Raw genomic sequence first — 26,887 nt, forward strand, 5'->3', positions numbered from 1 at the left:
CAAATGAAGGCAATATTTAACGGAACTTTTTGTTGAGTGTTTTGTTGAGTGTGTGCTTGCTCATGCATAATGAGGAAGCCATTGAAGCTCTCAGCACGATTGTTCTCCCCTGCTTGGTTTGCTGAGTGTCTTCAATGTTTTGCTTTATCTTTTTTGTAATTCAGCGTAATAACCCTAAGTTCCGATGACTTATAAAAAAATGGGAAGGTTTTTTATGTCTGTTCTTACAGATCCACTTCAGCTATTACAGGCACTTATTCGTTGTCCTTCTGTTACACCTCATGAAGCAGGGGCTTTATCAACTTTGGAACAATTTTTGAAAAAAATGGGATTTCACGTCGATCGCCCTGTTTTTACGGATAAAAATACAGATAATGTTGAAAATCTTTATGCAAAAATGGGAAGTGAAGGACCCCATCTTATGTTTGCGGGTCATACGGATGTCGTACCGCCAGGTGCATTGGAAGATTGGACTTACCCACCTTTTGAAGCTGTTATAGATCAGGGGAAATTATATGGGCGGGGTGCTGTTGATATGAAGGGTAGTATCGCTTGTTTTATTGCGGCTCTAGCGCGAGTTCTTGAGAAACGACCCATTAAAGGAAGGGTAAGCCTTTTAATTACTGGTGACGAAGAGGGGCCTGCTGTTAATGGTACGGTAAAACTTCTCAAATGGGCAGAAAAAAAAGGCGAAAAATGGACTGCGGCTCTTGTGGGAGAACCAACAAGCGTAAAGACTGTTGGTGATATTATCAAAATTGGTCGCCGCGGATCGATTTCTGGTGTCATTACCGTGAAGGGTCGTCAAGGTCATGTTGCTTTTCCAGAGAGGGCTGCCAATCCCTTGCCTTTGGCAAGTAAGCTTATTCAAGCATTGACACAAACCGTTTTAGATAAAGGGACAGAAAATTTTCAACCCAGTAATTTAGAGCTAACAAGCATCGATACCGGTAATTTAGCGGTCAATGTTATCCCAGCGCAGACAACAGTTCATTTTAATATACGCTACAATGATCTTTGGACAAAAGAAACACTGATGAAGGAAATTGAAAAGCGTCTTGCTTTGGTGCAATCAAAAAACAATGGTGACCAATATCCCTCTTATCAGCTTGAATGGATTCCAAGTTTAGGAGATGTTTTTTTGACCAAAAATGATAAACTCATTCAAACTTTATCCAATGCTATTAAAAGTGTAACAGGGAATATACCAGAATGTTCCACTTCTGGTGGTACTTCAGATGCACGATTTATTAAGGATTATTGCCCAGTGGTCGAATTTGGCTTACCGGGGCAAACGATGCATATGGTAGATGAGTGTGTAGCCCTTGATGCAATAGAAACACTTACTACTATTTATGAGCGTTTTATTATTGAATTTTTTGCATAAAGAAAAGGTTGCTGGTTCAAAAATACCTTTATCTTGTTGTGCCATAAGATATTGCCATTTATGGTGTGGTGATACGAGACTCGTAAAACTTAATATATTAAGTAGTCTTAGAGTAAGTGATGAATATTCTTAAGTTGGGATTCTTGCCTGTAGAGTCTTTAGTTAAGTGAATTACATAATTGAAAAGCCAAAAGAGATCTGCTTGAAGAAGCAGAACTGTTTAGACCATATTGGATTGAAAATATTCGTTCTTTAAAGTGTAGAAAGGAAGTCACACGCAATCATATATGGAAAACAATGAATATTATATCATCATTGTGTGATGACAGGTTGATGCCATAAAGACACACATAAACATGCTGCTATTGTAAAAAGTTCGTACAACATAAATGCGCTCATTCACAGCTCATGTTTTTATATGTTTTCTGCACTCGCATAAAAGGTACTTCTTGTTCCAATTAGACTCTCTTAGAATAAAGCCTATAGGAAAAGCGCTTTAAGTTTGTTTTATTTCATATATTTTGCTCTGCTTTTTTGTCCCCAAGAACTTCCGTTGCAAATCATTACGAGATAGAAGGTGAGCTTATTTAATCAGCTTTAATCTTGGTTATGATAAAGATACACAGAATTTTTTGTAGCAGCAGGTTGATTTCTTTAACCAAAGATTGTCCTAGTATTATTCTCAATTTTTTAAATTAAATAACTTTAAAGGACGGGTACAGACACTTATAAGCATATACGCATACAAGTAAGATCATATGAGATTAACATCGTTTCGCTCGCTAACAAAGCAATACCGATTCATATTTAGTATATTTGCCATTTGAGCGCATTATTTGTTTAGTAAAGCTCATGATGTTGCTGTTACCTATAAATTAATACCGATCATACAGCCGCGTATCTCAAATAAATATTGGTTCAGTATTTTTTGCGACAACAGCTTTTATATGCCAAAATGGGATAAAAGCATTGTGTATATCTATTTTTTATAATCTCTGAAACAGACATACAACCACAACCTGATTGAGGGAAAATATAAAAGGTATAAAGGTGAAAATCAGCGTGCTTTTTTACTTTTTTTATTCGGCTTTACGGTTTTCAAAAGTAACTAGAGTAATATCTTTTTAAATAATCAGAGACTGATGCATGGCTTCATGCTTATTTCTCTGGTTCTTTAAATGGTGCCACGATTTCATAAAGAACAATACATTATCGTATTATGCATTCACATACTTGTTTTAAAGAAATTTTCTCAATGTTTATCACATTTGTGCTACTACGGTGCTTATGAATGTTGTAATATAAAATCTATAATGCCTCCTCATCTTTATGTTTATGAAAAATAAAGTTAGAGCACCATACATTTTCTAGCTCAAAATATTGCAATAGCTTTTAGCATTTAAGAGTGTTCATCAGAGGCCTTTTTACTCCTTTTTTATAGTTTTTATCCACATGCTTCTCCCTTTTTAAGGTGTAAGCAAATGGCGGTAACTAACTTGCTATAAATAGTTTTGAAATGAGAGAATCTCACGATATTTTAATCTCACCTTTGCTGTGAAAAATGATAATTATGATTAAAATAAGTATGTTGTTATAAAAACTTTAGTTTGCGAGTTGGCTGATGATGTGATCAAGAACAATACGTCCTTTGGTTGTTGCTTTTAAGCGTTGGTTATCCACCATTTCTATCAATTCTTGGTGTTGTAAATCGATCAGTTTTTCCATTGGAATGCGTTTAGGGCTTAAGGTTTCATAGCGTATAAGTTCTAAGCCTTCGCAAAGGCGTAATCCCATAAGGAGCATTTCATTTGCCTGTTGTTCAGTGGTTAAATGTTCTGTTTCAATACAGCCATGTCCTGTTGTTTCTACCAAATTAAGCCACTGTTCGGGATGCTTTTCATTTATTGTGACATAACGTTCGCGGTTTTCAAGGTGTGATGACAATGTTTTTGAACAGAAAGAGGAATGATTCGGTGTATGCTCAATGAAACGTCCATGTGCTCCTGGACCAAAGCCTGCATATTGGTGATAACGCCAATAAAGAAGATTGTGTGCTGATTCGGCACCGGGCATTGCATGGTTTGAGATTTCATAGGCAGGAAGTCCATGTAGTGCCGTTATTTCTTGAGTAAGATGATACAGATCTGCTGCTAGCTCTGATGGGGGAAGGATAAGTCTTCCTGCATCATGAAGCCGTTTAAAGGCAGTTCCTTCTTCGATTGTCAATTGATAAAGAGAAAGATGGTCCGCTGCTAAATCAATTGCTTGTACAAGTTCAGATTTCCATTGTTCAAGGGTTTGTTCGGGACGGGCATAAATGAGATCAAAGGATAAACGTGGAAAAATTTTCCTTGCTAAAGTAATAGCGCAAAGAGCTTGTTCCACATTATGGAGTCGGCCAAGTTTGCGCAATGCTTTATCATTGAGCGCTTGTATTCCTAGAGATAAGCGATTAACACCTGCCGCACGGTATCCACGAAAGCGCTCTGCTTCCACACTGGATGGATTGGCTTCTAATGTAATTTCAACTTTATCATCGACTACCCATTTTTTTGCAAGTGCTTGCAATAGGGCATCGACAGTCTGTGGCTCCATAAGAGAGGGGGTTCCTCCACCAATAAAAATACTTGTAATATGGCGTGGGCCTATTTTGTGGTATTGCGTTTCTATTTCGCGCTTAAAGGCGGTGACAAAACGTGGTTGATCAACACCATGGATGCGAACATGCGAATTAAAGTCACAATAAGGACATTTAGCTACACAAAAGGGCCAATGAATGTAAATGCCAAAAGGTTCATTCATGAGAATGCTAAAAGGTTTTCTGCCAAAAGTTTGAAAGCACGTGCGCGATGTGAAAGAGGGGGAAGATCATTACGTTTCCAGTTGTGTTTTTGCTCTGTTGACATTTCTCCAAAGGTATTTTCATATCCATCGGGTAAAAAAATAGGATCAAAACCAAAGCCTTTATCTCCCCGTGGAGGCCAAATGAACGTTCCTTCAACGCATCCACGGAAGTAATCTGCATGAGCATCAGGCCATGCAATGCAAATGACGGATATAAAACGGCATTTCCGTTGACTTTTTTCTCGTGCTCCGACTTTTTGGAGTTCATTTTCTATTTTTTTCATAGCTTTTGGAAAATTACGTGTACCATCGGCTTGAATTGCCCAATCAGCGGTATAAACGCCTGGCGCACCCTCCAATGCATCTACCTCTAAGCCTGAATCATCAGAGAGGGCAGGAAGTCCTGTTTTTTTTGCTGCTGAAAAAGCTTTAATATAAGCATTTTCTTCAAATGTTTTTCCCGTTTCTTTTGGTTCTGGCAAGCCCAGTTTTTTTGCCGATTGTATTATTAAACCGAAAGGCGTAATTAAAGTAGTGATTTCATGCAATTTTCCGGTGTTATGTGTAGCAATGACAAGTTTTTTATCTGCTATGCTTCTCATATAGATTTCTCCAAAAATGAAAGGGAAATTATTTTTGTGCTAAAAACGGTTTAAATGCTCATACACACATATTCTGCTTGATTTCACATAATATGATTATTTTACACGTTTTATGATATTTTATTCCAATAAAATTTTTTATCTTGCACGAAGATAACCTTGCAAAGATAGGAAAGACATGTCTTTTTTATGATAGCATTTTATGGTAAACTTCCAATTTTCTGCTTGCTCTAAAGGGTGAAATTTTCTATTTACAGCGGTTTTTAATCAATCTAGATTCTCTTGACAAGTCCCTACAGCAGACCACTTTACAGATCAATTCTTAATCTTAAATATTTCTCACACACTCTAACAAAAATATTTCCTGCGTAATTTATCAAGCATCACTCTGAAAGGTAGCATTTTACAGCTCAATAGGATAATATGTTTTTATACTACTTTAGACTATTTGACCAAACCTTGGCAAAACTTATATAAGAGATGAGGATTTTAAAAGTAGTGAAACAATTGTGATGAAGCACAAAACTATTGATAATGAACTAAAATATCTTGATGAACGTTCGCGTGATATTTTTCGCCATATTGTTGAAGCTTATCTTAATGATGGTGAACCTGTAGGGTCACGTAATCTTTCGCGGCTTTTACAACAGACATTATCGCCTGCGACGATTCGCAATGTGATGAGTGATCTTGAACATCTCGGTTTGATTTATGCACCACATGTTTCTGCGGGTCGAATGCCGACACAATCAGGTTTACGCTTTTTTGTTGATGCATTTATGGAAGCGGGTGATTTGCCAAACGAAGAGCGAGAAAATATTGAAATGCAAGTCAAAGAGGCTGGTCATGCACAATCGGTTGAACATTTTCTTGTTCAAGCAAGCCGAGTTCTTTCAGATCTTTCACGTGGGGCAGGGCTTGTTTTAGCAACAAAACAAGAAGGAACATTGAAACATATTGAATTTGTGCGCCTTGATAGGGAGCACGCTCTTGCCGTTTTGGTGACTCAACAAGGTGAAGTTGAAAATCGTATTGTTCATTTACCAGAAGGGGTTACCCATGCACAATTGACGGAAGCAACGAATTTTCTCAATGCCCATATTCAAGGGCGTACATTGAGTGAAGCTAAAGGGGAAATTGCCCGCTTATGCGCAGAAACAAGGGCCGCACTTGATGATTTATCACATCATCTTGTTGAAACGGGATTAGCTCTTTGGGGAGGAGAAGATGCTGATCATAAAATACACCTCATTGTTCGCGGGCGTAGCAATTTACTTGAAGATGTGAAAGCAGAAGAAGATTTAGAACGGTTACGCCATTTGTTTGATGATCTTGAAACGCGCGAGAGTATGGCACAGCTTCTCGATTTAACGGATGAAGGTTCTGGGGTTAGAATTTTTATTGGTTCAGAAAATAAGTTATTTTCTCTTTCTGGTTCTTCTTTAGTTGTAGCACCTTATCGTGATTCACAACAAAGAGTCATTGGTGCCTTAGGTGTTATTGGTCCTACACGGCTTAATTATGCAAGGATCGTGCCCATGGTTGATTATACAGCTCAACTTGTGTCACAGTTATTGCGTTAAAACGATGCAAGTAAGTATTTGTACTATAAAAGCTCATTGTATTATATACATTGTTACCCCTTGATTTTTGTCTGTAGAATTTCGATATCGAGAATAACGAATCTTATGAAGGAATAAAATTTTTATGTCTGATGAAAAAAACAAATTTACTGACGCTTCATTTGAAAATTGTGATTTAAAAAATCCAGCTGATCGTAATACACTTAAACAGGCAGCCGATGAATTTTTAAAAACACATAAAACAGAGGAACACGAAGTCGTTGAAACAGAAAGCAATGAGGTTAGTGATCTTTTAGCGTCTTTGCAGGATGAAAATAAAGAACTGAAAGATCAGCTTTTACGTCTTGTTGCAGATATGGAAAATCTTCGACGCCGTACTATGCGAGATGTGGCGGATGCAAGAGCTTATTCCATTGCTAATTTTGCACGGGATATGTTATCGGTTTCTGACAATCTCAATCGTGCTTTGGAAGCTATTCCAGAAGGTGCACGGGAGAGTGATGCTGGTTTGAAATCATTGGCAGAAGGCGTTGAAATGACTGAACGTGCCATGATGGCAGCATTAGAACGTCATGGGGTGCAAAAAATTCATCCAGAGGGGCAAAAATTTGATCCTCACTTTCATCAAGCGATGTTTGAAATTCCCAATGCTGATGTTCCAGATAATACTGTTCAACAAGTGGTTCAGGCAGGTTATATTATCGGGGAAAGGGTACTACGTCCAGCTATAGTGGGTGTAGCTAAAGGAGGAGCAAAAGAAGCTTCTGTTGAAGCTGATTCGGCTTAAAACACATCAATAATAAATCTCCAACATAAAATGCAGTATTCCCTGCAATTACACATATATGAAGTCTTTTCTTAAAGGGTTTTTAAAGGGTGTTATAAACACCCTTTTATCTTTGAAGCGCCCAACTTCCTTTTACAATATAGGGAGCCTTATTTAAGGGAGAGGCCGATAACAATAAAACAAAATGATCAACTTCAAAAGGAGGGACAAAAAAATCATCTTGAAAAGATAGATAAGAAGAAAGATCTTTAAGATTAATATCAAATATTCGTGCAAGAGTGATATGCGGAATAAACAGTCTTTCATCAGGCTTTAACTCTAATTTATTCCGAATATATTGCATCTTTTCATGTAAAAGAGTAAGCTTTTCACAAGGTTCAATGCGAACCACAAGAGAATGAGGAGCATTTTCTGAACCAAAAACTTCAAAACCTTTTATCTGTAGCGTAAAAGAAGGAAGTTCTATAGTGTTAAAGGTATGCATAATTTCATCTGCTAAGGAGCTTTCAACTTCGCCAAAAAAAGATAAGGTGACATGAAAATTTTGCGGGTTGATCCATTGCGCTTTTGGTAAGCCATTTTGCAATGATACGAGGGCTTTTGTTGTTTGTTGAGGAATCTGAAGAGCACTAAATAGACGACCCATGATATTATCTCCTTATAATGAAAGATGCTATCCCAAGCGCAATATAGATAATAAGGGCGGGGCACGTACCACAGAAAACAAGGCAATAGTATAGAAAAAGAATGTCTAAAAAATGCTTACTATAATTATGGTCGTACAAAGCTTATTCGTTTTAAGAAAATGGTTATGATATTGATAAGAATTGCGTTTTCAGGATCTGTATCACAATGATGTGCAATGGAAGATTACTTGTGTATTATAAAGGCTACAAAGTTAGCAGAAAATAAGAAAAGTTGATAGATTTTTGATGTGCGAAATTATTTTGACATTTATCTTTAGCCTAAAATAAAGCATACTTTAATACAAGGTGAAGAGTTCTCTTTTCTGTAAAAATTTAATTATATGATTAAGTCGGGGAATAGCCATAATACGCAAAACTATTCAAATTGGTCAAATAATGTTAGGAAAGGAAGAAAAAAATCGAGCATAACAAAATTACTATAAGCTTTTACATTTATGATAATTATGCCAATCTATAATGGATATGAATATTGGTATAAAAGCGGGAAGAGAAATTAAAATTCAAAATAATGATCGAAAGTTCCTATTTTCTAAGAATTATCATCTTTGTTTATGATGAAAAAGCACTAGTTTTCCTCTCCAAAGTTGTTATTGATGAGCTTTTCAAGAGCATTAAGAGCATCTGTTGCTTCTGGTCCTGAAACACGAATGGTGAGGTTGCAACCGGATGAAGCCGCTAGCATCATAAGTCCCATAATTGATGATCCGCCAACAATTTTCCCGTCCTTTTCAACTTCAACAGTAACATTAAAATTGTCAACAGTTTGTACAAATTTTGCAGAAGCACGTGCATGCAACCCACGTTTATTACAGATATTGAAATGACGACTTATACATGGGAGGGTATCTTTGGAAAACATTGGTATTTTATTATCCGCTATAAAATCATACTTGGTACATTAATATATTTACGCCCTGCTTCTTGTGCTATTCTTAACGCGTCTGATAATGAAATATCAGGACATTTGCGAATAGAAATCAGTTTAATAAGCATGGGCAAATTAACACCCGCAATCATTTCAACGCGTCCTTTTTCAATAGCAGGAATAGCTATATTTGATGGTGTTCCACCGAACACATCTGTTAATATGATGACGCCATGATCCGTATCTGTATCGGTTACTGCGGCTATAATATCACCTCGGCGCTGATCTATATCGTCATCGGGATAAACGCATATTGTTGCGAACTTTTCTTGTACTCCAACAACATGTTCCACGGCATGTAAAAATTCGACAGCCAGCTCACCGTGCGTTACAAGCACGAGTCCAATCATTTACGCAAACTCCTGTTAACTAATAAGACCCAACCATAGTTGGTGGGAAAGACATTGTACAAGGCTTTATCTTGCTGCCAAGAAAAATTTGCAAAAAAAAGGCAAAAATTGTGATTTTTTTATCTTTAGAAAAAATTAGACAGATTTTTGCCATATTTTTCTAAACAAAAATGCTTCAATAGCTTGACAAATGGCTGTACAATCGGCTTCACGAAGAGAGGGAAGTTTTAAAAGAGGAATGTGCAAATTTTCAAATTGAAAAGTTTTATTTGTGGAAAAACGTTCATATTCCGGACCGAGAAAAATAACACAATCGATAGTTGTGTGCTTTTTGAATTCTATCATATAAAGACCAACGCCACGAATCTCGATGCCGCCCTCTAAATTATCGGGAGTGTATCCGTGAAGCTTTCCATTTTCCGCACGCAACATTGTATAATCATCACTGATAAGCTTCGCTTCACGTTTTGACCACTCAGCGCGGTCAAGCAAAGAAAGGGTGATGGTTGATTTTCCTGATCCCGATGGACCTATAATTAACAGCCCCTTGCCGCCCAGTTGAAGGCAATTTGCGTGGAGTATCTCACATTTTGTTTTCATGCCTTTTACTTTGGATAAAAGATTTATTTAGCAAGCGGAAGCATAATAGTAAAACGTGCACCAGTTTTACACTTCCCAAGTGTAGGATCGATAATATTTTCGGCTGTAATTGTCCCATTATGAGCCTCGATGATTTGCCGACTAATAGAAAGGCCAAGTCCAGAGTTTTGTCCAAAAGCATCTTCATTTGGTCGATCTGTATAAAAACGTTCAAAAATGCGTTCAATATTTTCTGAACGAATACCTGGGCCATTATCTTCAATGGTTAAAATAAGGGTTGAAGCATGACTTTTCATAGTAATGCAAATTTTGCCACGATTCCGAGGAATAAAAGAACGCGCATTTTCAAGAAGATTTGAAATCACTTGTCCTAAACGAAGTTCATGTCCCAATACAAGATAAGCTTTTCCATGAGGACGTGGGACAATATTAAGGCTTATATCAATAGTTTGCGTATTACGATACACTTCCTGAACAGCATGAACAAGACTTTCCAAAAGCGGTGTCATATCAACAATCTCTGCGGTTTCTCGTGCAAGCTCTGCATCGAGTCGCGATGCATCAGAAATATCTGTAATCAACCGATCAAGGCGGCGCACATCATGTTGAATAATTTCCAGCAATTTTTCTTGTGCTTCTTCATTTTTAGCCAGAGGGAGCGTTTCAACAGCACTGCGTAGAGAGGTGAGAGGATTTTTTAATTCGTGGCTTACATCAGCAGCAAAGCGTTCAATGGCTTCAATACGCATATAAAGGGCATTGGTCATATCACGAATAGAAGTTGAAAGGTGACCAATTTCATCTTCACGCATTGAAAAATCAGGAATTTCTACACGCTGATTATTGCCATTACGCACTCGATTAGCCGAGGCAGATAATTTACTTAATGGATGGGCAATCGTATGGGCCAAAAAGAGAGAAAGAACCAAAAGTACGCTACCTACAACGGCAAAAACTTTAAAGATAACCAGTCTTTCGCCTTTTACAATGTTATCAATATCGGAACCAGTGGTTGAAAGAAGAAGAGCTCCAACCACTGCGCGATAGCGTTGAACAGGAACGGCAACAGAAACAATTAATTGCCCTTGTCTGTTGCGTCTTTTAGCCGTAGCAAGAGATCCGTTTAATGCGCGGTACACTTCTGGATAAGCAATACCACTGGTTTTTGTTTGTTCTCTGTCAAGAGCAATACCTTTGCCATAAAATGCGCTTGAATACCATGAAGTAAGGCGATCCCACATGTTTTGTTCTGTTTTAAGTGGGGGTAAATCATAACTAAAAACTTCTCCACTAGAATAAAGAACGCGCGAATCAAGAAGGAGAGTAGCATCACGATCATAGATACGTGCTCTTGTCGTTTTAGGTGTAATAAGACGCCGTAAAAGAGGGGCAACTTGCTCAGGGTTAATAGGAAAATCCCAAGAATCGGTTGATTGAGGAGCGGGTGTAACGCTTTCACCAGTCTGTAACTCTAAGAGTTTTTGAGGGTCAATGAGGATAGAATTTGTATCTACTGTTGCAGAAGCAGCAATAGCCCCAGCAATAATTTTTCCTTGGGTACATAAACTTTTGATTTTTGCTTCAATTAAACCATCGCGAAATTGGTTAAGGTATAAAATGCCTGTAACTAAAACGGCAAGGGCAGCAATGTTTAATATAACAATGCGACGTGTGAGGCTGGAAAAAAGCAATTGTCTAAAGAGACGTTGTGTTCGAAGATGCAAACGAGCGAACATAAGAAATGGCGTTGAGAATGTACCATTAACGGTTGTTTTTTGTAAAGTTTCCAGTTGAGAATTGTCTGTCATCGATTTGATTGCCATTCAAATTTTTGCGACAAAGTAGTTTTATACCTCGTGGAAACGATAACCTACACCATAAAGTGTTTCAATCATTGCAAAATCATCATCCACTTGTTTAAACTTTTTACGCAGACGTTTAATGTGACTATCAATGGTGCGATCATCTACGTAGACTTGATCACTATAAGCAGCATCCATTAAAGCATCACGACTTTTTACAACTCCTGGTCTTTGTGCTAAGGTTTGCAGAATCAAAAATTCCGTAACGGTTAAAATAACAGGTTTATCTTTCCATGTACAGGTGTGGCGTTCTTGATCCATCACAAGATCTCCGCGTTTGAGAGAAGAGGTGGAAGAAGTTCCTGTAGAAAGCGGTTGGTTACGTGCATTAGAACGGCGTAAAATAGCTTTCACGCGTTCAATAAGAAGACGTTGGGAGAAAGGTTTAGTAATAAAATCATCAGCTCCCATTTTGAGACCAAATAATTCATCAATTTCATCATCTTTAGAGGTAAGAAAAATAACTGGAAGATCAGATTTTTGACGCAAACGACGCAAAAGTTCCATCCCATCCATTCGGGGCATTTTAATATCAAAAATAGCTAAGTGTGGAGGGTGAAGTGTGAGACCCTTGAGTGCAGATGCTCCATCTGTATAGCTTTCAACCCGATATCCTTCTGTCTCAAGCGCAAAAGATAAAGATGTCAAAATATTGCGATCATCATCAACAAGTACAATCGTTTGCGTGATTGTTGGTGTATCTTTCATGGTTTCTTAGACCTTTCTATTGCTGTGGTAGCAAATTACCCACACTTATTTATATGGGAGTTCATATTTTTTTTGCAAAACAAATATGATACAAATTATAGCAAAGTAAAAAACCTTTTGTCATTACTGTAAAATCTTGTTTTGCTTTCATAATTTATAATGTTTCTACGTCTATTAAGATCCCTTCATTTGAGAGAAAATTTTCATAAAGGCTTTTTTTATCAAGGTTTATTACAAAGTTTATTATTGTATTTGTCTCATAATTGAACAGATGTAGTTTTGATTGTTGAAGTTTAGAAAATCTGCCTATGTGTTTTAAGAGCAAAGAAAAGAATGTGGCAATATATGCACAAAAATTTGTTTCTGCTACACGAAAGGAGGTCGTAATGGGATTTTTTAATTTTATTAAAACTGTAGGGGAAAAGTTAGGTATTGGGGACCATGAACCAAAAGAAAAGGATTTTAAGAGAGCATTTGATCATTTTCAACTCGGTACAGAAAAAGTCAATATTCAAGTTGAAGACGGTAAAGCTATTTTAAGCGGTGAAGTTCCAGATAGGGAAACACTTGAAAAAGCACTGCTGGTTGTTGGCAATTCACAAGGTATCTCTTCTGTAGATGTTAATCAATTAAAGGTTATAGATACAACGCCTAGAAAAACTTCTCGCTTTTATGAGGTTAAATCTGGTGATAATCTTTGGAAAATTGCTGAAGAGGTTTATGGAAAAGGGCAAGGTAATAAAAACACATTTATTTTTGAAGCCAATAAGCCAATGCTAAAATCTCCCGATAAAATTTATCCTGGACAAGTTTTACGTATTCCTGAAATTGACCATAGTTAATTCATCAAAGGGGATAATTTTTTACTGATGGTATTAAACAAAAAATAAAGAAGCGTAAAAAATTTCACGCTTCTTCATTTTATAAAGTGTGTATTTATAATAAAAGGAGCTTAGTGAACAGGAGAGGATTTAGAAGGTGATGGTACTTTCATAGCGTTTACAGAGAAATCAACATCAATGGTTCCTGCTTTCTCAAATGTTAATTTTGCGCTAATTTTATCACCTAACTTAAATGGTTGTGAAAGCCCCATGAACATAATATGATCACCGCCAGGCTTAAGCGTGATTTCGCCATTTCCCGGAATTTCAATGCCATTGTGCATTTTTTCCATTTTCATAATATCATTAACGACAGCCATAGAGTGTATCTCTGTTGTTTTTACTCCGTTTGTGGAAATAGAAACCAAACGGTCTGGGGTATTACTGTGATTAATAATGTAGAGATAACCGCTACCAACTCTTATACCTCTAGGTGTTTCGCGTGTCCAAGGATTGAGAATTTCTATGTCGCCAAGTTTATATTGCTGAGCACCTGCTGGCAAGGTTATACCAGCAAAGAGAAGAGCACACACGATATTTATGATAACCTTTTTGTATGGATATTGTGTATGTATTATATTCTTAAAGATGAGATTTGTTATTTTCTTAATAATAGATGTCATCATTGATTTACCCTCCGTCATAAGATTCACACTTTGAATATTTTTATTTTAGCAGAGCTTTTATTTAAAATAAAAGAAAGAAATGCTAAAATGAAATTGATTTGAATATAAAAATCATAGAATTCTTGAAATTTAAAAGAAGACAGTAAGATTTACAATGACAACACACCTCTTAACGCTTCCGTGTTCATCTCATAAATAGTATTTGCAAATGGTATAAAATCTATGATGCACTACTATTTTACTTAATGAAGATATAATACAGAACAATCATCAACTACTTTACCAATTTTAATATTATGACAGCTCTTGGCATTTTAAAGCGTTTATACAGAGGTATTTTTATATATTTTCAAAGTTCAAAATTATACAGTTAAGAAAAAACGCTTTAGATGAATTTAAAGCACAGATTTCAAATAGCCGCAAACAATGAGACCGTTAGAAGGAGAATTTTTGAAAGGAGATCGATAGATAATACCTTTACTGATATGAGCATTAGATATGATGACTATTTTAGTCCAAGGAAAATTTATAATATTTGTGATATAAATTATTCGCCTTTTAAAAAGCTTTTACGTGAGTATGATTTTATCAATGATGAGAAGATCAAGAGCGAGAGTGCAATCATTCTTTTATTTTTTAATTTTTATAGAAAGATATATTTTTTGAGAATTGCAAGAAAAATATATTATGCTCTCAAGTCTCTCATAAATATGGTATTTATGGGTCATTAGAGTGCCTATTTTAAAATAAATTTTTTATTTTGGAGATGTTTCTCTCATTATTCTCTTGTAGCAATAAAAGCCTGTTCTTATATACGAGGCAGCAAGGCTTGTTGCGACTTGCAGTTTATTATTATTTATATTGCTTGAAGCAATATACGGGCTTTAGGTGTTATGAGGAGCTATCTTAAAAAGATGCTTTATGAAGGTTGAGGTAGCTTGCTGAATGGAGATTATAATATGGCAAAAGTAATTGGTATTGATTTGGGGACAACGAACTCTTGTGTGGCTGTTATGGATGGCAAAAACGCAAAAGTTATTGAAAACTCAGAAGGAGCGCGAACAACACCTTCCGTTGTTGCCTTTACTGATGGGGGGGAGCGGCTTGTTGGGCAGCCTGCTAAACGGCAGGCGGTGACAAACCCTGAAGGGACAGTTTTTGCAGTTAAACGTTTGATAGGGCGCCGTTTTGATGACCCTATGGTTGAAAAAGATAAAGCGCTTGTTCCTTATAAAATTGTTAAAGGTGACAATGGTGATGCATGGGTTGAAGAGGCGGGAAAGAAATATTCTCCGTCACAAATTTCAGCTATGATTTTGCAAAAGATGAAGGAAACAGCAGAATCTTATCTTGGTGAAAAAGTTGAACAAGCCGTTATTACGGTTCCTGCTTATTTTAATGATGCGCAACGTCAAGCCACGAAAGACGCAGGTAAAATTGCTGGACTTGAAGTTTTACGGATTATTAATGAGCCAACTGCTGCTGCTTTAGCTTATGGTTTGGACAAAAAGGACGGAAAAACAATTGCTGTTTACGACCTTGGTGGTGGTACATTTGATATTTCAGTCCTTGAAATTGGAGATGGCGTTTTTGAAGTTAAGTCAACCAATGGGGATACGTTTTTAGGGGGTGAAGACTTTGACATGCGCTTGGTCGGTTATTTTGCCGATGAATTCAAAAAAGAACAAGGAATTGATCTGAAAAATGATAAACTCGCTTTACAGCGCTTAAAAGAAGCGGCAGAAAAAGCAAAAATTGAGCTTTCTTCGTCACAGCAAACAGAAATCAATTTACCATTTATCACGGCCGATCAATCAGGTCCTAAGCACTTAACAATAAAATTGACTCGGGCAAAATTTGAATCTCTCGTTGACGATTTAGTGCAGCGTACCATTGAACCTTGTAAAGCTGCGTTGAAAGATGCTGGATTAAAGGCCGGTGAGATTGACGAAGTTGTTTTAGTGGGTGGAATGACACGTATGCCCAAGATTCAGCAAGTTGTGCAGAGCTTCTTTGGTAAGGATCCACACAAAGGCGTTAATCCTGATGAAGTGGTCGCAATGGGTGCTGCCATCCAAGGAGGTGTATTGCAAGGCGATGTCAAAGATGTGTTGTTGCTAGATGTAACACCTTTATCTTTGGGTATTGAAACCTTGGGTGGGGTTTTCACACGCCTTATTGAGCGCAATACCACTATCCCGACGAAAAAATCGCAAGTTTTTTCGACAGCTGATGATAACCAGAGTGCTGTGACGATTCGTGTTTTCCAAGGTGAACGGGAAATGGCAAGTGATAATAAGTTATTGGCTCAATTTGATCTTGTTGGTATTCCTCCAGCCCCACGTGGTATACCTCAAATTGAAGTTACTTTTGATATTGATGCGAATGGTATTGTTAATGTTTCGGCCAAAGATAAGGGAACAGGTAAAGAGCATCAAATTCGTATTCAGGCATCAGGTGGTTTAAGTGATGCTGATATTGAAAAAATGGTAAAGGATGCAGAAGAGCACGCGGCTGAGGATAAAAAACGCCGTGAAGGTGTTGAAGCTAGAAATCAAGCGGAGGCTCTTATTCATTCAACTGAAAAGTCGCTCAATGAATATGGCGATAAAGTATCAGCTGAAGAAAAGGGACAGATTGAAACAGCAATATCTGATTTGAAATCTGCGCTTGAAGGCAGTGATACGGAAGAAGTAACAACAAAGATGCAAAAATTAGCAGAAGTCAGTATGAAACTTGGACAGGCTATGTACGAAGCCTCACAAGCAGCGAGCGCTGACACTGAAACAGAGGCAAAGAATGATGATGTTGTTGATGCTGATTTTGAAGAAGTTAATGATAAGAAGAAATAGTGTCAGCATATGTGTTGATTAATTGATAAACCCGGCCTTTGAAATATAAGGCTGGGCTTTATTATTTGAGATAAGTTGCAACTTTGTTGCTAAAAATATAAATTAAAAGCAATATTATCCATAAAGATGGATGACAGAAAAATTATCAGGAATACATGATGAAGGTTGACTATTATGAAATTCTTGGCGTGACTCGCGAATGTGATGATAAAAAGTTGAAATCTGCTTTTCGTAAGTTGGCAATGCAATATCATCCTGATCGCAACGCGGGGGATAAAGAGGCAGAGCGAAAATTCAAAGAAATTGGCGAAGCCTATGAAGTTCTTAAAGATCCCCAGAAGCGTGCTGCTTATGATCGATTTGGCCATGCGGCCTTTGAAAATAGCGGTGGTCAAGGGGGAGCAAATCCCTTTGGTGGTTTTGCTGCTGGTGGTGGATTTGCGGATATTTTCGAAGACTTTTTTGGTGAGATTATGGGAGGGACACACCGTAAGCGTGGTGATAGTCGCGAACGTGGCGCAGATTTGAGTTATAATATGGAAGTGACTTTAGAAGAGGCATTTTCAGGAAAAACTGCAGAAATTAATATTCCCAGTTCCGTTACGTGTGATGTTTGTGAAGGATCAGGAGCGAGAAAAGGCTCTAAGCCGCAAGTTTGTGGAACATGTCATGGATCTGGTCGTGTGCGTGCTGCACAGGGTTTCTTTTCTATTGAGCGGACATGTCCTACATGTCATGGACGTGGTGAAACTATTACGGATCCATGCCCCAAATGTCAGGGGACACGGCGTATAGAGAAAAAACGTTCATTAAGCGTAAATGTTCCAGCTGGTATTGAAGATGGAACGCGTATTCGCCTTTCTGGTGAGGGTGATGCTGGTATTCGTGGTGGCCCCAATGGTGATCTTTATATTTTCCTTTCCATTAAACCGCATGAGTTTTTTCAGCGAGAAGGAGCAGATCTTCACTGTCGCGTTCCTATTTCAATGGTAACAGCTGCTTTAGGAGGAGAGTTTGAAGTTTCCGACCTTGATGGTGTTAAAGCACGCGTTAAGATTCCAGAAGGGACACAAAATGGACGTCAATTCCGCCTTAGAGGCAAAGGTATGCCCATGTTGCGCCGTCAGCAAGCAAGGGGTGATCTTTACATCCATATCACGATTGAGACACCGCAGAAATTAACGCAAGAACAACGTGAATTGTTGCAAAAATTTGAGAAACTCTCAAATCATGAAAATTCACCGCAATCACATGGTTTTTTTTCACGTATGAAAGAATTTTTTGAAAATATTTCTGGTTAAAATTATGTGAATGTTCTCAGAATAATTAGAGAGAACTGTGGGAAAGTTATTTTCATTAAGCTTTCTATTGTCTCATTATCTTTGAAAAGCATTTTTTCTTGAAAAGAAAAGAGAGAGACAGCTAATTTAGGATAAATTCCTGCTGCTGATAGTTTTTATATTTCATGAGTTTTATGGATAAGTCTTATTTTTGAGTGTCTATGACATTTTAAAAAGGGCTTATCCATATAAGAACGCAATTGAGTGATTGATAATAAATATTGCCAGTGTCATGATAACTGCCTTTATGCATTCAGTATTTTTGGTGTTTATTTTTTCACTCAAAATTTCTTTTTAAAGGCTCTATAATAAAACTATAAAATAGGTAGCGGCTTGCCAAGAAACGCTAAATAAGCTGTTAGGCAATCCATCTTTTTCAAATAAAGTATCAACTTCTTATAACCGATTTTATTTTTGGCATTTTTCATAGTTTTAATCACTGCTTCCTTTAAAATAAGGGTTATTTTGTTCGGAATAGCTTTTACATGCTTCATCTTAGCTTTTAGCAGTAATCATGTCTTTTTAGATGCGGATTTAGTTTTGTATTTCTGATGTCATAAATAGTTCTTCCAGATAATAAAAACACTATAATCAAGTTTATTTTGTTCCAAAGAAATTGTGGAATGAGATAATGTGTGTTGAATGCTAAAGAAGACATAACAAAACACTTTTTGAGGTATTCGATGTATCTCTCTTGTGGGGAAGCAGATTCGATGGAATTCACTTAATTGAATTTATTGGCATAATAAAAAGTTGGTGGGAAGATAGAGGAAGTTACCTTTAAAAAGAAAAAACAAATACAATAAAAAAATAGCACAATATGCTTAGAAAACAGCACGACATATTATTGAAATTGTTAGTGATATGGAAAGAGAAGTATACGAAATGAATCTTTTTTCATAAAATAACATAATTAAAATAATACATTAAAAGAATTAACAATTCTAAAAAACATTGAATAATTCAAGCATGTATTGCTATGCAAAAAGAAAAACTTAATGACAGATCATGAAAATGAGAAATTTTATCAAATCTTACGAAGAGAGTAATCTAAACAATTAAATGCTTTTACGAAGATGCTTTTGAAGAGCTATCACAATATATGGATAATGTTGCAAAGCCTTTTTTCGATTTTACGATATAAAAAGATAAATTATTATTATAAATCAACTTATTATGATTCTCCATAAGGAGCGTTCAGTTGACATTTCCTCATGTTTTATGATTGAGAAAAAGTCAAATTTTTAAAACCAAAGTTATAGTTTATTGAGATAAGCTATAAAGCGGTTGAGTGATTTCTTAATCTTGGGAATATGTTAATTTTATTATTATAAGAAACTTTATTTTTATCTTATAAAATCAATGGTTGTATATATTCCCATTCATTGTTAAGTATCCGTAGGGATAAACTAATGAGTTGAATGTACGGCTTAGCTTCAAAATTTTGCTTTTCAATTTTATATATAAGATCATAAAATAATGACATTTTTTTACGTCTATTTTGTTTAATTTTTCGCTGTCAATTTTTAAAGGAAGTTTTTTGTATTTCATTTTGCTATTCCTTTTTCGTAATTTAGAGGAAAATTGACGGTTTTCAGGGGAGGGGGTGGATAGAGTAAAGTTTGGTTTTATTGTTTTCACTTTTCCTAAATTTCATTAAGAGATGGTAAAAAGTGATGAGGAGGCTCTATTGATGGATGATGCTAAAAACGGTGATGTAGATGTTTTGGAAAAACAAGCAGCATTTTTATCGTCTGCTTTACCTTATATGCAAAAATATGAAAATGAAACGGTCGTGGTAAAATATGGCGGCCATGCTATGGGTGATCCTGCTTTGGGGCGAGCATTTGCGCGTGATATTGCTCTATTAAAGCAATCAGGGATTAATCCTGTTGTTGTTCATGGTGGTGGTCCTCAAATTGCTGAAATTTTAATGAAAATGGGGATTGAATCACGATTTGAAAACGGACTACGGGTAACCGATGAGCGGATCGTTGAAGTGGTTGAAATGGTTTTAGCGGGTTCCATAAATAAAGAAATTGTTGCTCTCATCAATGCTGAGGGTGAATGGGCAATAGGATTATGCGGCAAGGATGGCAATATGGTTTTTGCCGAAAAGGCTTATAAAACTGTCATTGATCCTGATTCGCATATTGAACGTGTTTTAGATTTGGGGTTTGTTGGTGAGCCTGTTGAAGTTGACCGCACATTGCTAGATCTTTTAGCATCTTCTGAAATGATACCAGTTCTTGCTCCTGTAGCTCCAGGACGCGATGGTAAAACTTATAATATCAATGCTGATATTTTTGCTGGAGCTATTGCTGGTGCATTAGAGGCTAAACGCCTTTTATTTCTCACTGATGTTCCTGGTGTTTTGGATAAACAGGGTAAACTTTTAAAAGAATTGACAGTTGCTGAAGCTGAGAAATTTATTAAAAATGGGACAATTTCAGGAGGCATGATTCCAAAAGTAGAGACTTGTATAAAAGCCCTTCAAAATGGCGTGGAAGGTGTTGTCATTTTAAATGGTAAAACTCCTCATTCTGTTTTACTAGAGCTGTTTACCGAACAGGGAGTTGGAACGCTTATTGTTTCATAAATTGTGGGGAAAATTGGAAGAGAAAGTTTTTCATGGTGAATCTAAAACAGTTTAAATATCCTTTATTAAGTAAGCCAGAATTGGCAATATTTACTGCGACAATATTGTGGGGCATTACATTTTTAGTCATTCACATTGCGGTACGCTATAGTGGTCCTCTGTTTTTTGTTGGATTTCGTTTTATTGTTGCATCTCTTATATGTGGGGTAATTTTTTGGCGCTCTATAAAAGGGATAACTGTTTATGAAGTTTTCGCTGGGATGGCAATAGGTTTAGCCATGTTTTTTGGTTATGCTTTTCAAGCAGCTGGACTTCAAACAATTATTAGTAGTCAGTCAGCTTTTATCACAGCGCTTTATGTACCGATGGTTCCAATCTTGCAATGGATTGTTTTTAAAAAACCTCCCCGTTTAGCTTGTTGGATTGGTATTATTTTCGCTTTTATTGGGCTTGTATTGATTTCAGGACAAAAGCCGGGAAATTTTGATTTTTCAAAAGGCGAAATTTTAACTTTGTTAGGCGCTTTAGCGATTGCTGGAGAAGTCATACTCATCGGAATTTTTGCGAACAAGGTTGATAGTCGGCGTGTAACCATTATTCAGTTATTTTTTAGTGGTTTTTTTTCATTTGCTTGTATGCCGTTGATGGGTGAAAGCATCCCTGAATTTTCGTGGATGTGGTTTAATATTGGTATAGGATTGGCATTAATGAGTGCCATCATTCAATTAGCTATGAATTGGGCACAAAAGTCTATTTCCCCTACGCGTGCGACACTCATTTACGCAGGTGAACCGGTATGGGCTGGTATTGTTGGGCGTTTGGCTGGCGAACATTTATCTCCCTTAGCTTTATTGGGCGGTTTGCTTATTCTGATTGGGATAATTGTGGCTGAATTACAACCTTCACAATGGCGTAAAAAAAATAAAGCAATTAAAAAAATTGATTAGCTATACATTTTTTTATTATGATTTTATTGCATGAGCTTTTTGCTTATAGAGTTTTCATTTTTGAAGCTTTTTTAATATTAAGATGATTAAGAAGTTCTATAAGTTATTCCAGCTTTTGCATGCCAAATTGGAGAAATAGTATGCTTCTATCTTTTTGCCTAGTTTCTAAAACGGGCAGACAACCTTCATTGAGCCAAAGCATGAGGTGATATAAAGGTAAAAATTAACGCCCATCTTTACGATCATTTTTAAATTCGGCTTTACAACTTTCAAAAACATCTACGGTAATTTTTTGAATAATGAAAATTACGCACTGTCGCACGTTATTTCTTTTGTCCTTTAATAGAGTTACGCTTCATACGCAAAATAGAACGCCCAAAGTATCCCCATAACGTTGTACATTAAAGCGTTTTTTAAAAGATAATTTTCTCAATATACATCATATTCATTGACGGTTTGCATGAAGTATAGAAAAACCACAGAGCATCATCATTTTACTTAAAATAAAAGGCACGAGCATTTTCTTTATCTGTTCTCAATATTACGATAGCCTTTGGCATTTAAAAGAGAGAGGCATTTTTACTCTTTTCTTAAACGTTCTTATCCATACACTAGCCCTGTTTTATAATGGAGAGGCAAAAAAATTGATTGATTCACTATGAGAAGATTTAAAATGAGAGAGGCTCGCGATATTCAGAGTTTTCATTTAAATTGCAAAATAATAAACGATCATTATAAATCAATGCGTTATCCAATGAATCGAAGAGGATTGGTGTGTTTTATATTTAATGGAGGAAGGAAGGAGTTGTATAAAAAGTATATAAAACATCACTCAATAGAGCATATTTCTAAAGTTTTAAAAATTGAGAAAAAACTCCCTCGATATTCATATTATTTTATATAAGATTACTAAAAAAGCAGATTATTGCGTACAAATAAAAAAGCATTTCTTGCGAATTTTATTGCAAGTCTAAGTGATATACACGCATATCATATAAATATGATAATACATTGATTTATAATTATTGTAGTTTGACAGTAGGTTTTATACTAAGTGGGAAAAGGTGGGATTAGGTAGGAATACGTGGTAATTTGTTGTTTTTATGTATAAAATTTAGCATTAAATGCGCGTTTTGTCAAAATAGATTTTGACACCTAAAATTGTAAAAAAGAGCGAAAAATAGTAAAAATTAGAAAAAAGAGCGTTTCAAAGGTAAAAATGAGAGAAGGCTTTGAAAGGTCTTTGAAAACCCTGTGAAAAATTTTGAAAAGTCTGTGAAAGCCCAGAAAACCGCCTTTGAAGACCCTGTGAAAAAAATTCGGTAAATTGTGAAGCTCACTCCAAAATCAGCCAAAAATGACCAAAAAAGCAAAAAAGATTTCCATATATAAGTGGAAATCTCTAAAAATTGAGTAAAAAGTATTTTTTATCAATAATTTATATAAATTTTTTAATGTAAAAAGATTTCCACTTTCATTTTTCATATTAAAGAGGCATTAAGCTGTATCTTATGTAGTTTCTGGATGTGCATTTTCAGCCTCTATTTGACGCTTTAAATGCAATTTTAAAAGAGGTAAGGTGAGCTCGACCTCTTCCGTGTCGTTGATGTCTTGAACAAGCTCTTGCAGTTTTCCATAAAGTTCCGCCGCGAGTTCCGCTATATCTTCAGGGGGGAGTTTTATATTTGCATCGCGATAGGTTGTATAAGCTATGTGACCGAGTTTTTTCATGAGACCAGCAGGGATAGCTGGTGGAGATATATTGAAAGATTGAGTTTTCATCATGTTTATGAACATTTCATCTTCACCAGTCAAAAGCCAATTTAGGTTGACCCCAAATTTTTCTCCATATGATGTTAAAACGGTTGCGTCTGGGGTTCTATCACCGCGTTCGTAATTGCCAAGCCCTTGAATACTAATACCAATTTTAAGAGAAAATATATCACGAGATAAGCCTACAAGCTTTCTTACCTCTATGAGGCGTCTTGCTAATGGGGTTTTGGGTTCATTTCTTTGTCGTGTCATATTAAAGAGGCATTAAGCCGTATTTTGTGTAGTTTCTAGATGTACTCTTTCAGCCTCTATTTGACGCTTTAAATGAATTTTAAGAAGAGGGAAAGTTGCCTCTACTTCTTCGCTATCGTTGATGTCTTGAACAAGCTCTTGCAACTTTATACAAAGCTCTGCCGCTAATTCCGCTATATCTTCAGGGGGGAGTTTTATATTTGCATCGCGATAGGTTGTATAAGCTATGCGACCAAGCTTTTTCATGAGTCCAGCAGGGATGGTTTGTGGTTTAAAACCAGCTGCTTTCGCTTTTGCCATGTCTGTAAACATTTCACCTTCACCCGTAACGAGCCAATGGGGGTTAATGTTATAGACTCTATGATAGGCGTTAATTGCTGAGGATGTTGGCTCGTGTACTCCGATTTCATAATTGGCAAGAGTAGTGCGTTGTAAATTAAGGCGTTGCGCAAAAATGCCCCGTTCTTCGTTTCCGAGCATTCGTCGTACTTCACGTAGGCGTTTTGCAAGTTCTGTTTTAGGTTCTTTTTCAGGGCGTGCCAAAAAAAATCACTCCAAATGACAAAAAACTGTTTACAAAGACAGATATTTGGCATATACCTATTATTACCGCCCGATATAGAGGGCAGATATTTTACAATTAATCCCACAAAAAACGGATGTGGGAGCATCCGTTTGAAGCAGGAGCGAAGTTATGACAACCACACAAGTTTGGGATCGCCATAGTATTTTAGCTGAGCTACGCCGCCGTAACATGACCTTGGCGGAGCTCGCGAAAGCTTATCAACTATCGTCATCCAGTGTTCAACACATTTGGACACGGTCTAACGAGAAAGCCGAACGCGCTATTGCCGATTTTATCGGTTTGCCCGTCGAGCAGGTTTTTAGCGACCGCTACCCCAAAAGTCGCCGTCGCATTTTTAAAGCAGCAAAACATGCCAATACAGATTCGGTAACACAGGCCGCATTGCGCGGTAATGCTGCTTGAACTTCGTTACACGGCTTTGCGTTTTTGCGCATTTGCCATGAATTTATTACCATAAGATGAAAAGGTTTATCAATGTCTAAAGATCAATACGAAATGGGCAAGATAAATTGCATAGAGTTGCGTCATAGAACAGCCGTTTGGGTAGTTTTGTTTTCCATAGGTGGTAAGCGGATTTTACTAATGGGGGATGGTTATGGTTGCAGCTTATAATTTATGGATGCCAGAGGCAAAAAGAGAAATTTTTAATCCTTATTCAGAAGCTGAGCGATTACAAATGATGCTTTCCTGTTCTTTAAAAGCAGTGAGTGGAGGCTTTCGACATATACCGATACGGTATGTTATTGACCCCCCGCATGGCTTATTTGATGCGATATTAGCACGGCAGATTGCTATTCATATTTTGCATTATCAGTTTGAGGTGCCGCGGCGGCGTATTGTTGCCATGCAAGTACGGAAGCAGACTGCTATCTTTCTTGCTTTGCAAGTGATTAACCGGCGTTTGGAAGAACCCGTTTTTGCGAAAGCTTATCGAAGATGGGCAGGGCGTGCGATGGATTTGTTCTTTAAAGAGATCAGAAAGGCGGGGGCGTGATGGCACAGTTTCAAAAGCTTGCTCTTGATGTGATTGTGGTGCCGGAGCGTATACGCCCTGTAGATGATGAGCATGCCAAGGCACTTGCACAATCAATGGCGCGGGAGGGATTGATGAATCCCATTACGGTGCGCCATACGCCCAATGCTAAAGAGGGTAATTATACGCTTATTGCTGGTGCGCATCGGCTTCGTGCTGCTGAGCTTTTGGGCTATAGTGACATTGATGCGGTTGTGGTGCAGGCGGATAAGGACAATGCTGCGCTTTTAGAAGTAGCAGAGAATTTGTTTCGCAATGAATTGTCTGTAATTGACCGTGCCTTGTTTGTGCAGACTTACCGCGAATTGTGGGAAAAGAAGTATGGGGAAATTAAGGTTGGTGGCGACAGAAAATCAAAGGGTAAACATTACCCTTTGATCGGTGGTAATCAATATACAAAGGACAAAGTGGCAAAGGGTAAAGTTTACCCTTTGCCAAATGATAGTTCTTCAGAGCACCATGAAACTGGGTGTGAAGGGGATGAAAAATCAAAGGTGCAAGTTGCACCTTTGATCGGTGGTGATGCACATTTAAAGCAATTGGGTCAAGTTGACCCTATTGCTCAAATGGAGGGAGAAGATGGCAAGAGGAGAACTTTATCTTTTGCTAAACATGTGGCGGACCGCATTGGTTTCTCTCAAGATGTTGTAAAACGTCTTAACTGTATTGCCCAACATTTACAGCCGGAGTTGCGGTCGGTTTTGCGGGGGACGGCATTGGCGGATAATCAAGCGCAATTGTTGAAGTTGGCGAAGATGGAGCCGGTTGCGCAACGGCGGGTGGCGATTGCGCTCCAACAGGTTGATGGGGATTTGAGGCGGGCTGTTGATTTGGTCAATGGCGTTAATACGCCGCCGCAAATTAATGAACAGGAACGGATTTTTGCCCAGTTATTGGGTGTTTGGCAGAGGGCAGATGCGCAGACAAAGGCGCGGTTTTATGATTATTTGAACAAGCAATCGGGGGAGGTGCTGTCATGAAGAGGCATGGTTGCGGGCAGCTTGATTTTTTCCAAAAGCCGGTTTTTCCCTGTCGTGAACCCGTTGCGCAGATTGATTTAGGGCGGTTTCGCTCACGCATTAAGCGTGCGATGGCGCGGGCTTTGAGAGAATGCCGGCATGAGCGCAGTGTGATTGCGGAGCGTATGGCGCATTATTTAGGGATTGGGTGTTTAAGTAAGGCCAGTTTGGATGCTTATGTTGCGGAAAGTAAGCAGGTGGATATTTCCCTGCCACGGTTTAAGGCATTTGTGCGGGCGACAGAGGCATTTTGGCTCTGGGATGAGGTGGTGAGTGAAGATGGATTGTTGCTGTTGCAAGGGGATGAGGCGCGGTTAGCAGAAATTGCACGGTTGCAGCAGGAACAGCGGGAGATTGCAGCGCGATTGAAAGCCATGCGCGCAACGCCGGTTCGCATTAAAAGGGGGCAGCCATGAAGGAATGGTTTACTATTGCCGAATTGGCTGAAGCAGCTTTGCCAGGGTTGCCGAAAACAAAGATCGGTCTCAACAATCTCGCGCTTAAGAAATGGCGTTTGAATAGACAATTGTTTCGCCAAACATTAGGCAAAACCAAGCCGGTTTGGGAGTATCACATTTCCTTATTGCCGGAGGGGGCGCGGGCGGCATTGTTGGTGCGGTTTGG

The 26,887-nt window shown here is 37.6% G+C and carries 24 protein-coding genes; 13 read left to right on the forward strand and 11 right to left on the reverse strand.

What is annotated here, in order from left to right:
- Positions 1–214: 214 nt before the first annotated feature.
- A complete protein-coding gene (dapE, locus tag ACFILT_RS02510; RefSeq protein ID WP_375678832.1) occupies positions 215–1,387 on the forward strand; it encodes a succinyl-diaminopimelate desuccinylase in 1,173 nt (390 codons plus the stop codon).
- A 1,602-nt stretch (positions 1,388–2,989) separates the two neighbouring features.
- On the opposite strand, the gene hemW is transcribed toward dapE, so the two are convergent.
- Positions 2,990–4,189 (reverse strand): radical SAM family heme chaperone HemW, encoded by a 1,200-nt coding sequence (hemW, locus tag ACFILT_RS02515; RefSeq protein WP_375671726.1) that lies wholly within the window; start codon positions 4,187–4,189, stop codon positions 2,990–2,992.
- Positions 4,186–4,833 (reverse strand): RdgB/HAM1 family non-canonical purine NTP pyrophosphatase, encoded by a 648-nt coding sequence (rdgB, locus tag ACFILT_RS02520; protein ID WP_375679518.1) that lies wholly within the window; start codon positions 4,831–4,833, stop codon positions 4,186–4,188. The genes hemW and rdgB overlap by 4 nt, the downstream gene beginning before the upstream one ends.
- Positions 4,834–5,345: 512 nt before the next feature.
- Here rdgB and hrcA point away from each other — a divergent pair.
- The gene (gene hrcA / locus ACFILT_RS02525) at positions 5,346–6,416 is read left to right on the forward strand and encodes a heat-inducible transcriptional repressor HrcA (RefSeq protein ID WP_273790224.1); all 1,071 of its coding nucleotides are present in this window, start codon (positions 5,346–5,348) and stop codon (positions 6,414–6,416) included.
- Between the two features lie 124 nt (positions 6,417–6,540).
- The gene (grpE, locus tag ACFILT_RS02530) at positions 6,541–7,203 is read left to right on the forward strand and encodes a nucleotide exchange factor GrpE (RefSeq protein ID WP_375611384.1); all 663 of its coding nucleotides are present in this window, start codon (positions 6,541–6,543) and stop codon (positions 7,201–7,203) included.
- Between the two features lie 106 nt (positions 7,204–7,309).
- Here the strand turns inward: grpE and thpR are convergent, their stop codons facing one another.
- From thpR to ACFILT_RS02560, 6 genes are all read right to left on the reverse strand, one after another.
- Positions 7,310–7,849: an RNA 2',3'-cyclic phosphodiesterase gene (thpR, locus tag ACFILT_RS02535; RefSeq protein WP_375611385.1), complete on the reverse strand. Its 540-nt coding sequence runs from the start codon at positions 7,847–7,849 to the stop codon at positions 7,310–7,312.
- Positions 7,850–8,475: 626 nt separating this feature from the next.
- Entirely contained in the window at positions 8,476–8,769 is a 294-nt protein-coding gene (locus tag ACFILT_RS02540; protein WP_012754483.1) for an HPr family phosphocarrier protein, read from the reverse strand.
- Positions 8,770–8,786: 17 nt separating this feature from the next.
- Positions 8,787–9,185, reverse strand: coding sequence for a PTS sugar transporter subunit IIA (locus ACFILT_RS02545; RefSeq protein WP_375611386.1), 399 nt, complete (start codon positions 9,183–9,185; stop codon positions 8,787–8,789).
- Positions 9,186–9,320: 135 nt separating this feature from the next.
- Positions 9,321–9,785: an HPr kinase/phosphatase C-terminal domain-containing protein gene (locus tag ACFILT_RS02550; RefSeq protein ID WP_375612806.1), complete on the reverse strand. Its 465-nt coding sequence runs from the start codon at positions 9,783–9,785 to the stop codon at positions 9,321–9,323.
- A gap of 23 nt (positions 9,786–9,808) precedes the next feature.
- Complete coding sequence (locus ACFILT_RS02555) at positions 9,809–11,593, reverse strand: stimulus-sensing domain-containing protein (protein WP_375678828.1); 1,785 nt, start codon at positions 11,591–11,593, stop codon at positions 9,809–9,811.
- A 39-nt stretch (positions 11,594–11,632) separates the two neighbouring features.
- Entirely contained in the window at positions 11,633–12,355 is a 723-nt protein-coding gene (locus ACFILT_RS02560) for a response regulator transcription factor (protein ID WP_005774392.1), read from the reverse strand.
- 386 nt (positions 12,356–12,741) lie between these two features.
- On the opposite strand from ACFILT_RS02560, the gene lysM reads away from it, so the two are divergent.
- The gene (gene lysM / locus ACFILT_RS02565) at positions 12,742–13,197 is read left to right on the forward strand and encodes a peptidoglycan-binding protein LysM (protein WP_375611389.1); all 456 of its coding nucleotides are present in this window, start codon (positions 12,742–12,744) and stop codon (positions 13,195–13,197) included.
- 110 nt (positions 13,198–13,307) lie between these two features.
- Here the strand turns inward: lysM and ACFILT_RS02570 are convergent, their stop codons facing one another.
- Complete coding sequence (locus ACFILT_RS02570) at positions 13,308–13,862, reverse strand: copper chaperone PCu(A)C (RefSeq protein WP_375611390.1); 555 nt, start codon at positions 13,860–13,862, stop codon at positions 13,308–13,310.
- A gap of 959 nt (positions 13,863–14,821) precedes the next feature.
- Between ACFILT_RS02570 and dnaK the strand changes: the two genes are divergently transcribed.
- The 4 genes from dnaK (at position 14,822) to ACFILT_RS02590 (ending at position 21,600) form a co-directional block, all read left to right on the forward strand.
- Positions 14,822–16,714: a molecular chaperone DnaK gene (dnaK, locus tag ACFILT_RS02575; RefSeq protein WP_375678827.1), complete on the forward strand. Its 1,893-nt coding sequence runs from the start codon at positions 14,822–14,824 to the stop codon at positions 16,712–16,714.
- Between the two features lie 158 nt (positions 16,715–16,872).
- Positions 16,873–18,015: a molecular chaperone DnaJ gene (gene dnaJ, locus ACFILT_RS02580; protein ID WP_375611466.1), complete on the forward strand. Its 1,143-nt coding sequence runs from the start codon at positions 16,873–16,875 to the stop codon at positions 18,013–18,015.
- A gap of 1,732 nt (positions 18,016–19,747) precedes the next feature.
- Positions 19,748–20,653: an acetylglutamate kinase gene (gene argB / locus ACFILT_RS02585; RefSeq protein ID WP_375612884.1), complete on the forward strand. Its 906-nt coding sequence runs from the start codon at positions 19,748–19,750 to the stop codon at positions 20,651–20,653.
- 32 nt (positions 20,654–20,685) lie between these two features.
- Complete coding sequence (locus ACFILT_RS02590; protein WP_375679519.1) at positions 20,686–21,600, forward strand: DMT family transporter; 915 nt, start codon at positions 20,686–20,688, stop codon at positions 21,598–21,600.
- Positions 21,601–23,109: 1,509 nt separating this feature from the next.
- Here the strand turns inward: ACFILT_RS02590 and ACFILT_RS02595 are convergent.
- Entirely contained in the window at positions 23,110–23,625 is a 516-nt protein-coding gene (locus ACFILT_RS02595; RefSeq protein WP_375679520.1) for a helix-turn-helix domain-containing protein, read from the reverse strand.
- A gap of 12 nt (positions 23,626–23,637) precedes the next feature.
- Complete coding sequence (locus tag ACFILT_RS02600) at positions 23,638–24,168, reverse strand: helix-turn-helix domain-containing protein (protein ID WP_375679521.1); 531 nt, start codon at positions 24,166–24,168, stop codon at positions 23,638–23,640.
- Between the two features lie 151 nt (positions 24,169–24,319).
- Between ACFILT_RS02600 and ACFILT_RS02605 the strand changes: the two genes are divergently transcribed.
- From ACFILT_RS02605 to ACFILT_RS02625, 5 genes are all read left to right on the forward strand, one after another.
- Positions 24,320–24,613: a helix-turn-helix domain-containing protein gene (locus ACFILT_RS02605; RefSeq protein ID WP_375679522.1), complete on the forward strand. Its 294-nt coding sequence runs from the start codon at positions 24,320–24,322 to the stop codon at positions 24,611–24,613.
- 193 nt (positions 24,614–24,806) lie between these two features.
- Positions 24,807–25,205: a hypothetical protein gene (locus ACFILT_RS02610; protein ID WP_273718841.1), complete on the forward strand. Its 399-nt coding sequence runs from the start codon at positions 24,807–24,809 to the stop codon at positions 25,203–25,205.
- Complete coding sequence (locus ACFILT_RS02615; RefSeq protein ID WP_375679523.1) at positions 25,205–26,224, forward strand: ParB/RepB/Spo0J family partition protein; 1,020 nt, start codon at positions 25,205–25,207, stop codon at positions 26,222–26,224. Before ACFILT_RS02610 ends, ACFILT_RS02615 begins: the two co-directional genes overlap by 1 nt.
- The gene (locus ACFILT_RS02620; RefSeq protein WP_317992576.1) at positions 26,221–26,679 is read left to right on the forward strand and encodes a hypothetical protein; all 459 of its coding nucleotides are present in this window, start codon (positions 26,221–26,223) and stop codon (positions 26,677–26,679) included. The genes ACFILT_RS02615 and ACFILT_RS02620 overlap by 4 nt, the downstream gene beginning before the upstream one ends.
- Positions 26,676–26,887: DNA-binding protein (locus ACFILT_RS02625; RefSeq protein ID WP_375679524.1), on the forward strand; the 212-nt coding region annotated here is incomplete at its 3' end. The genes ACFILT_RS02620 and ACFILT_RS02625, both read left to right, overlap by 4 nt.

Source organism: Bartonella sp. AP7XZML (assembly GCF_042195745.1).
Lineage (GTDB): Bacteria > Pseudomonadota > Alphaproteobacteria > Rhizobiales > Rhizobiaceae > Bartonella.

Bases quoted from the DNA above. Each gene is read 5' to 3' on its own strand.
- ACFILT_RS02555 (WP_375678828.1), bottom strand. From the start codon at position 11,593: ATGACAGACAATTCTCAACTGGAAACTTTACAAAAAACAACCGTTAAT.
- ACFILT_RS02550 (WP_375612806.1), bottom strand. From the start codon at position 9,785: ATGAAAACAAAATGTGAGATACTCCACGCAAATTGCCTTCAACTGGGC.
- ACFILT_RS02545 (WP_375611386.1), bottom strand. From the start codon at position 9,185: ATGATTGGACTCGTGCTTGTAACGCACGGTGAGCTGGCTGTCGAATTT.
- rdgB (WP_375679518.1), bottom strand. From the start codon at position 4,833: ATGAGAAGCATAGCAGATAAAAAACTTGTCATTGCTACACATAACACC.
- ACFILT_RS02570 (WP_375611390.1), bottom strand. From the start codon at position 13,862: ATGATGACATCTATTATTAAGAAAATAACAAATCTCATCTTTAAGAAT.
- argB (WP_375612884.1), top strand. From the start codon at position 19,748: ATGGATGATGCTAAAAACGGTGATGTAGATGTTTTGGAAAAACAAGCA.
- hemW (WP_375671726.1), bottom strand. From the start codon at position 4,189: ATGAATGAACCTTTTGGCATTTACATTCATTGGCCCTTTTGTGTAGCT.
- ACFILT_RS02560 (WP_005774392.1), bottom strand. From the start codon at position 12,355: ATGAAAGATACACCAACAATCACGCAAACGATTGTACTTGTTGATGAT.
- thpR (WP_375611385.1), bottom strand. From the start codon at position 7,849: ATGGGTCGTCTATTTAGTGCTCTTCAGATTCCTCAACAAACAACAAAA.
- ACFILT_RS02605 (WP_375679522.1), top strand. From the start codon at position 24,320: ATGACAACCACACAAGTTTGGGATCGCCATAGTATTTTAGCTGAGCTA.
- ACFILT_RS02620 (WP_317992576.1), top strand. From the start codon at position 26,221: ATGAAGAGGCATGGTTGCGGGCAGCTTGATTTTTTCCAAAAGCCGGTT.
- ACFILT_RS02540 (WP_012754483.1), bottom strand. From the start codon at position 8,769: ATGTTTTCCAAAGATACCCTCCCATGTATAAGTCGTCATTTCAATATC.
- dnaJ (WP_375611466.1), top strand. From the start codon at position 16,873: ATGAAGGTTGACTATTATGAAATTCTTGGCGTGACTCGCGAATGTGAT.
- hrcA (WP_273790224.1), top strand. From the start codon at position 5,346: ATGAAGCACAAAACTATTGATAATGAACTAAAATATCTTGATGAACGT.
- ACFILT_RS02595 (WP_375679520.1), bottom strand. From the start codon at position 23,625: ATGACACGACAAAGAAATGAACCCAAAACCCCATTAGCAAGACGCCTC.
- lysM (WP_375611389.1), top strand. From the start codon at position 12,742: ATGGGATTTTTTAATTTTATTAAAACTGTAGGGGAAAAGTTAGGTATT.
- ACFILT_RS02590 (WP_375679519.1), top strand. From the start codon at position 20,686: ATGGTGAATCTAAAACAGTTTAAATATCCTTTATTAAGTAAGCCAGAA.
- dapE (WP_375678832.1), top strand. From the start codon at position 215: ATGTCTGTTCTTACAGATCCACTTCAGCTATTACAGGCACTTATTCGT.
- grpE (WP_375611384.1), top strand. From the start codon at position 6,541: ATGTCTGATGAAAAAAACAAATTTACTGACGCTTCATTTGAAAATTGT.
- dnaK (WP_375678827.1), top strand. From the start codon at position 14,822: ATGGCAAAAGTAATTGGTATTGATTTGGGGACAACGAACTCTTGTGTG.
- ACFILT_RS02610 (WP_273718841.1), top strand. From the start codon at position 24,807: ATGGTTGCAGCTTATAATTTATGGATGCCAGAGGCAAAAAGAGAAATT.
- ACFILT_RS02615 (WP_375679523.1), top strand. From the start codon at position 25,205: ATGGCACAGTTTCAAAAGCTTGCTCTTGATGTGATTGTGGTGCCGGAG.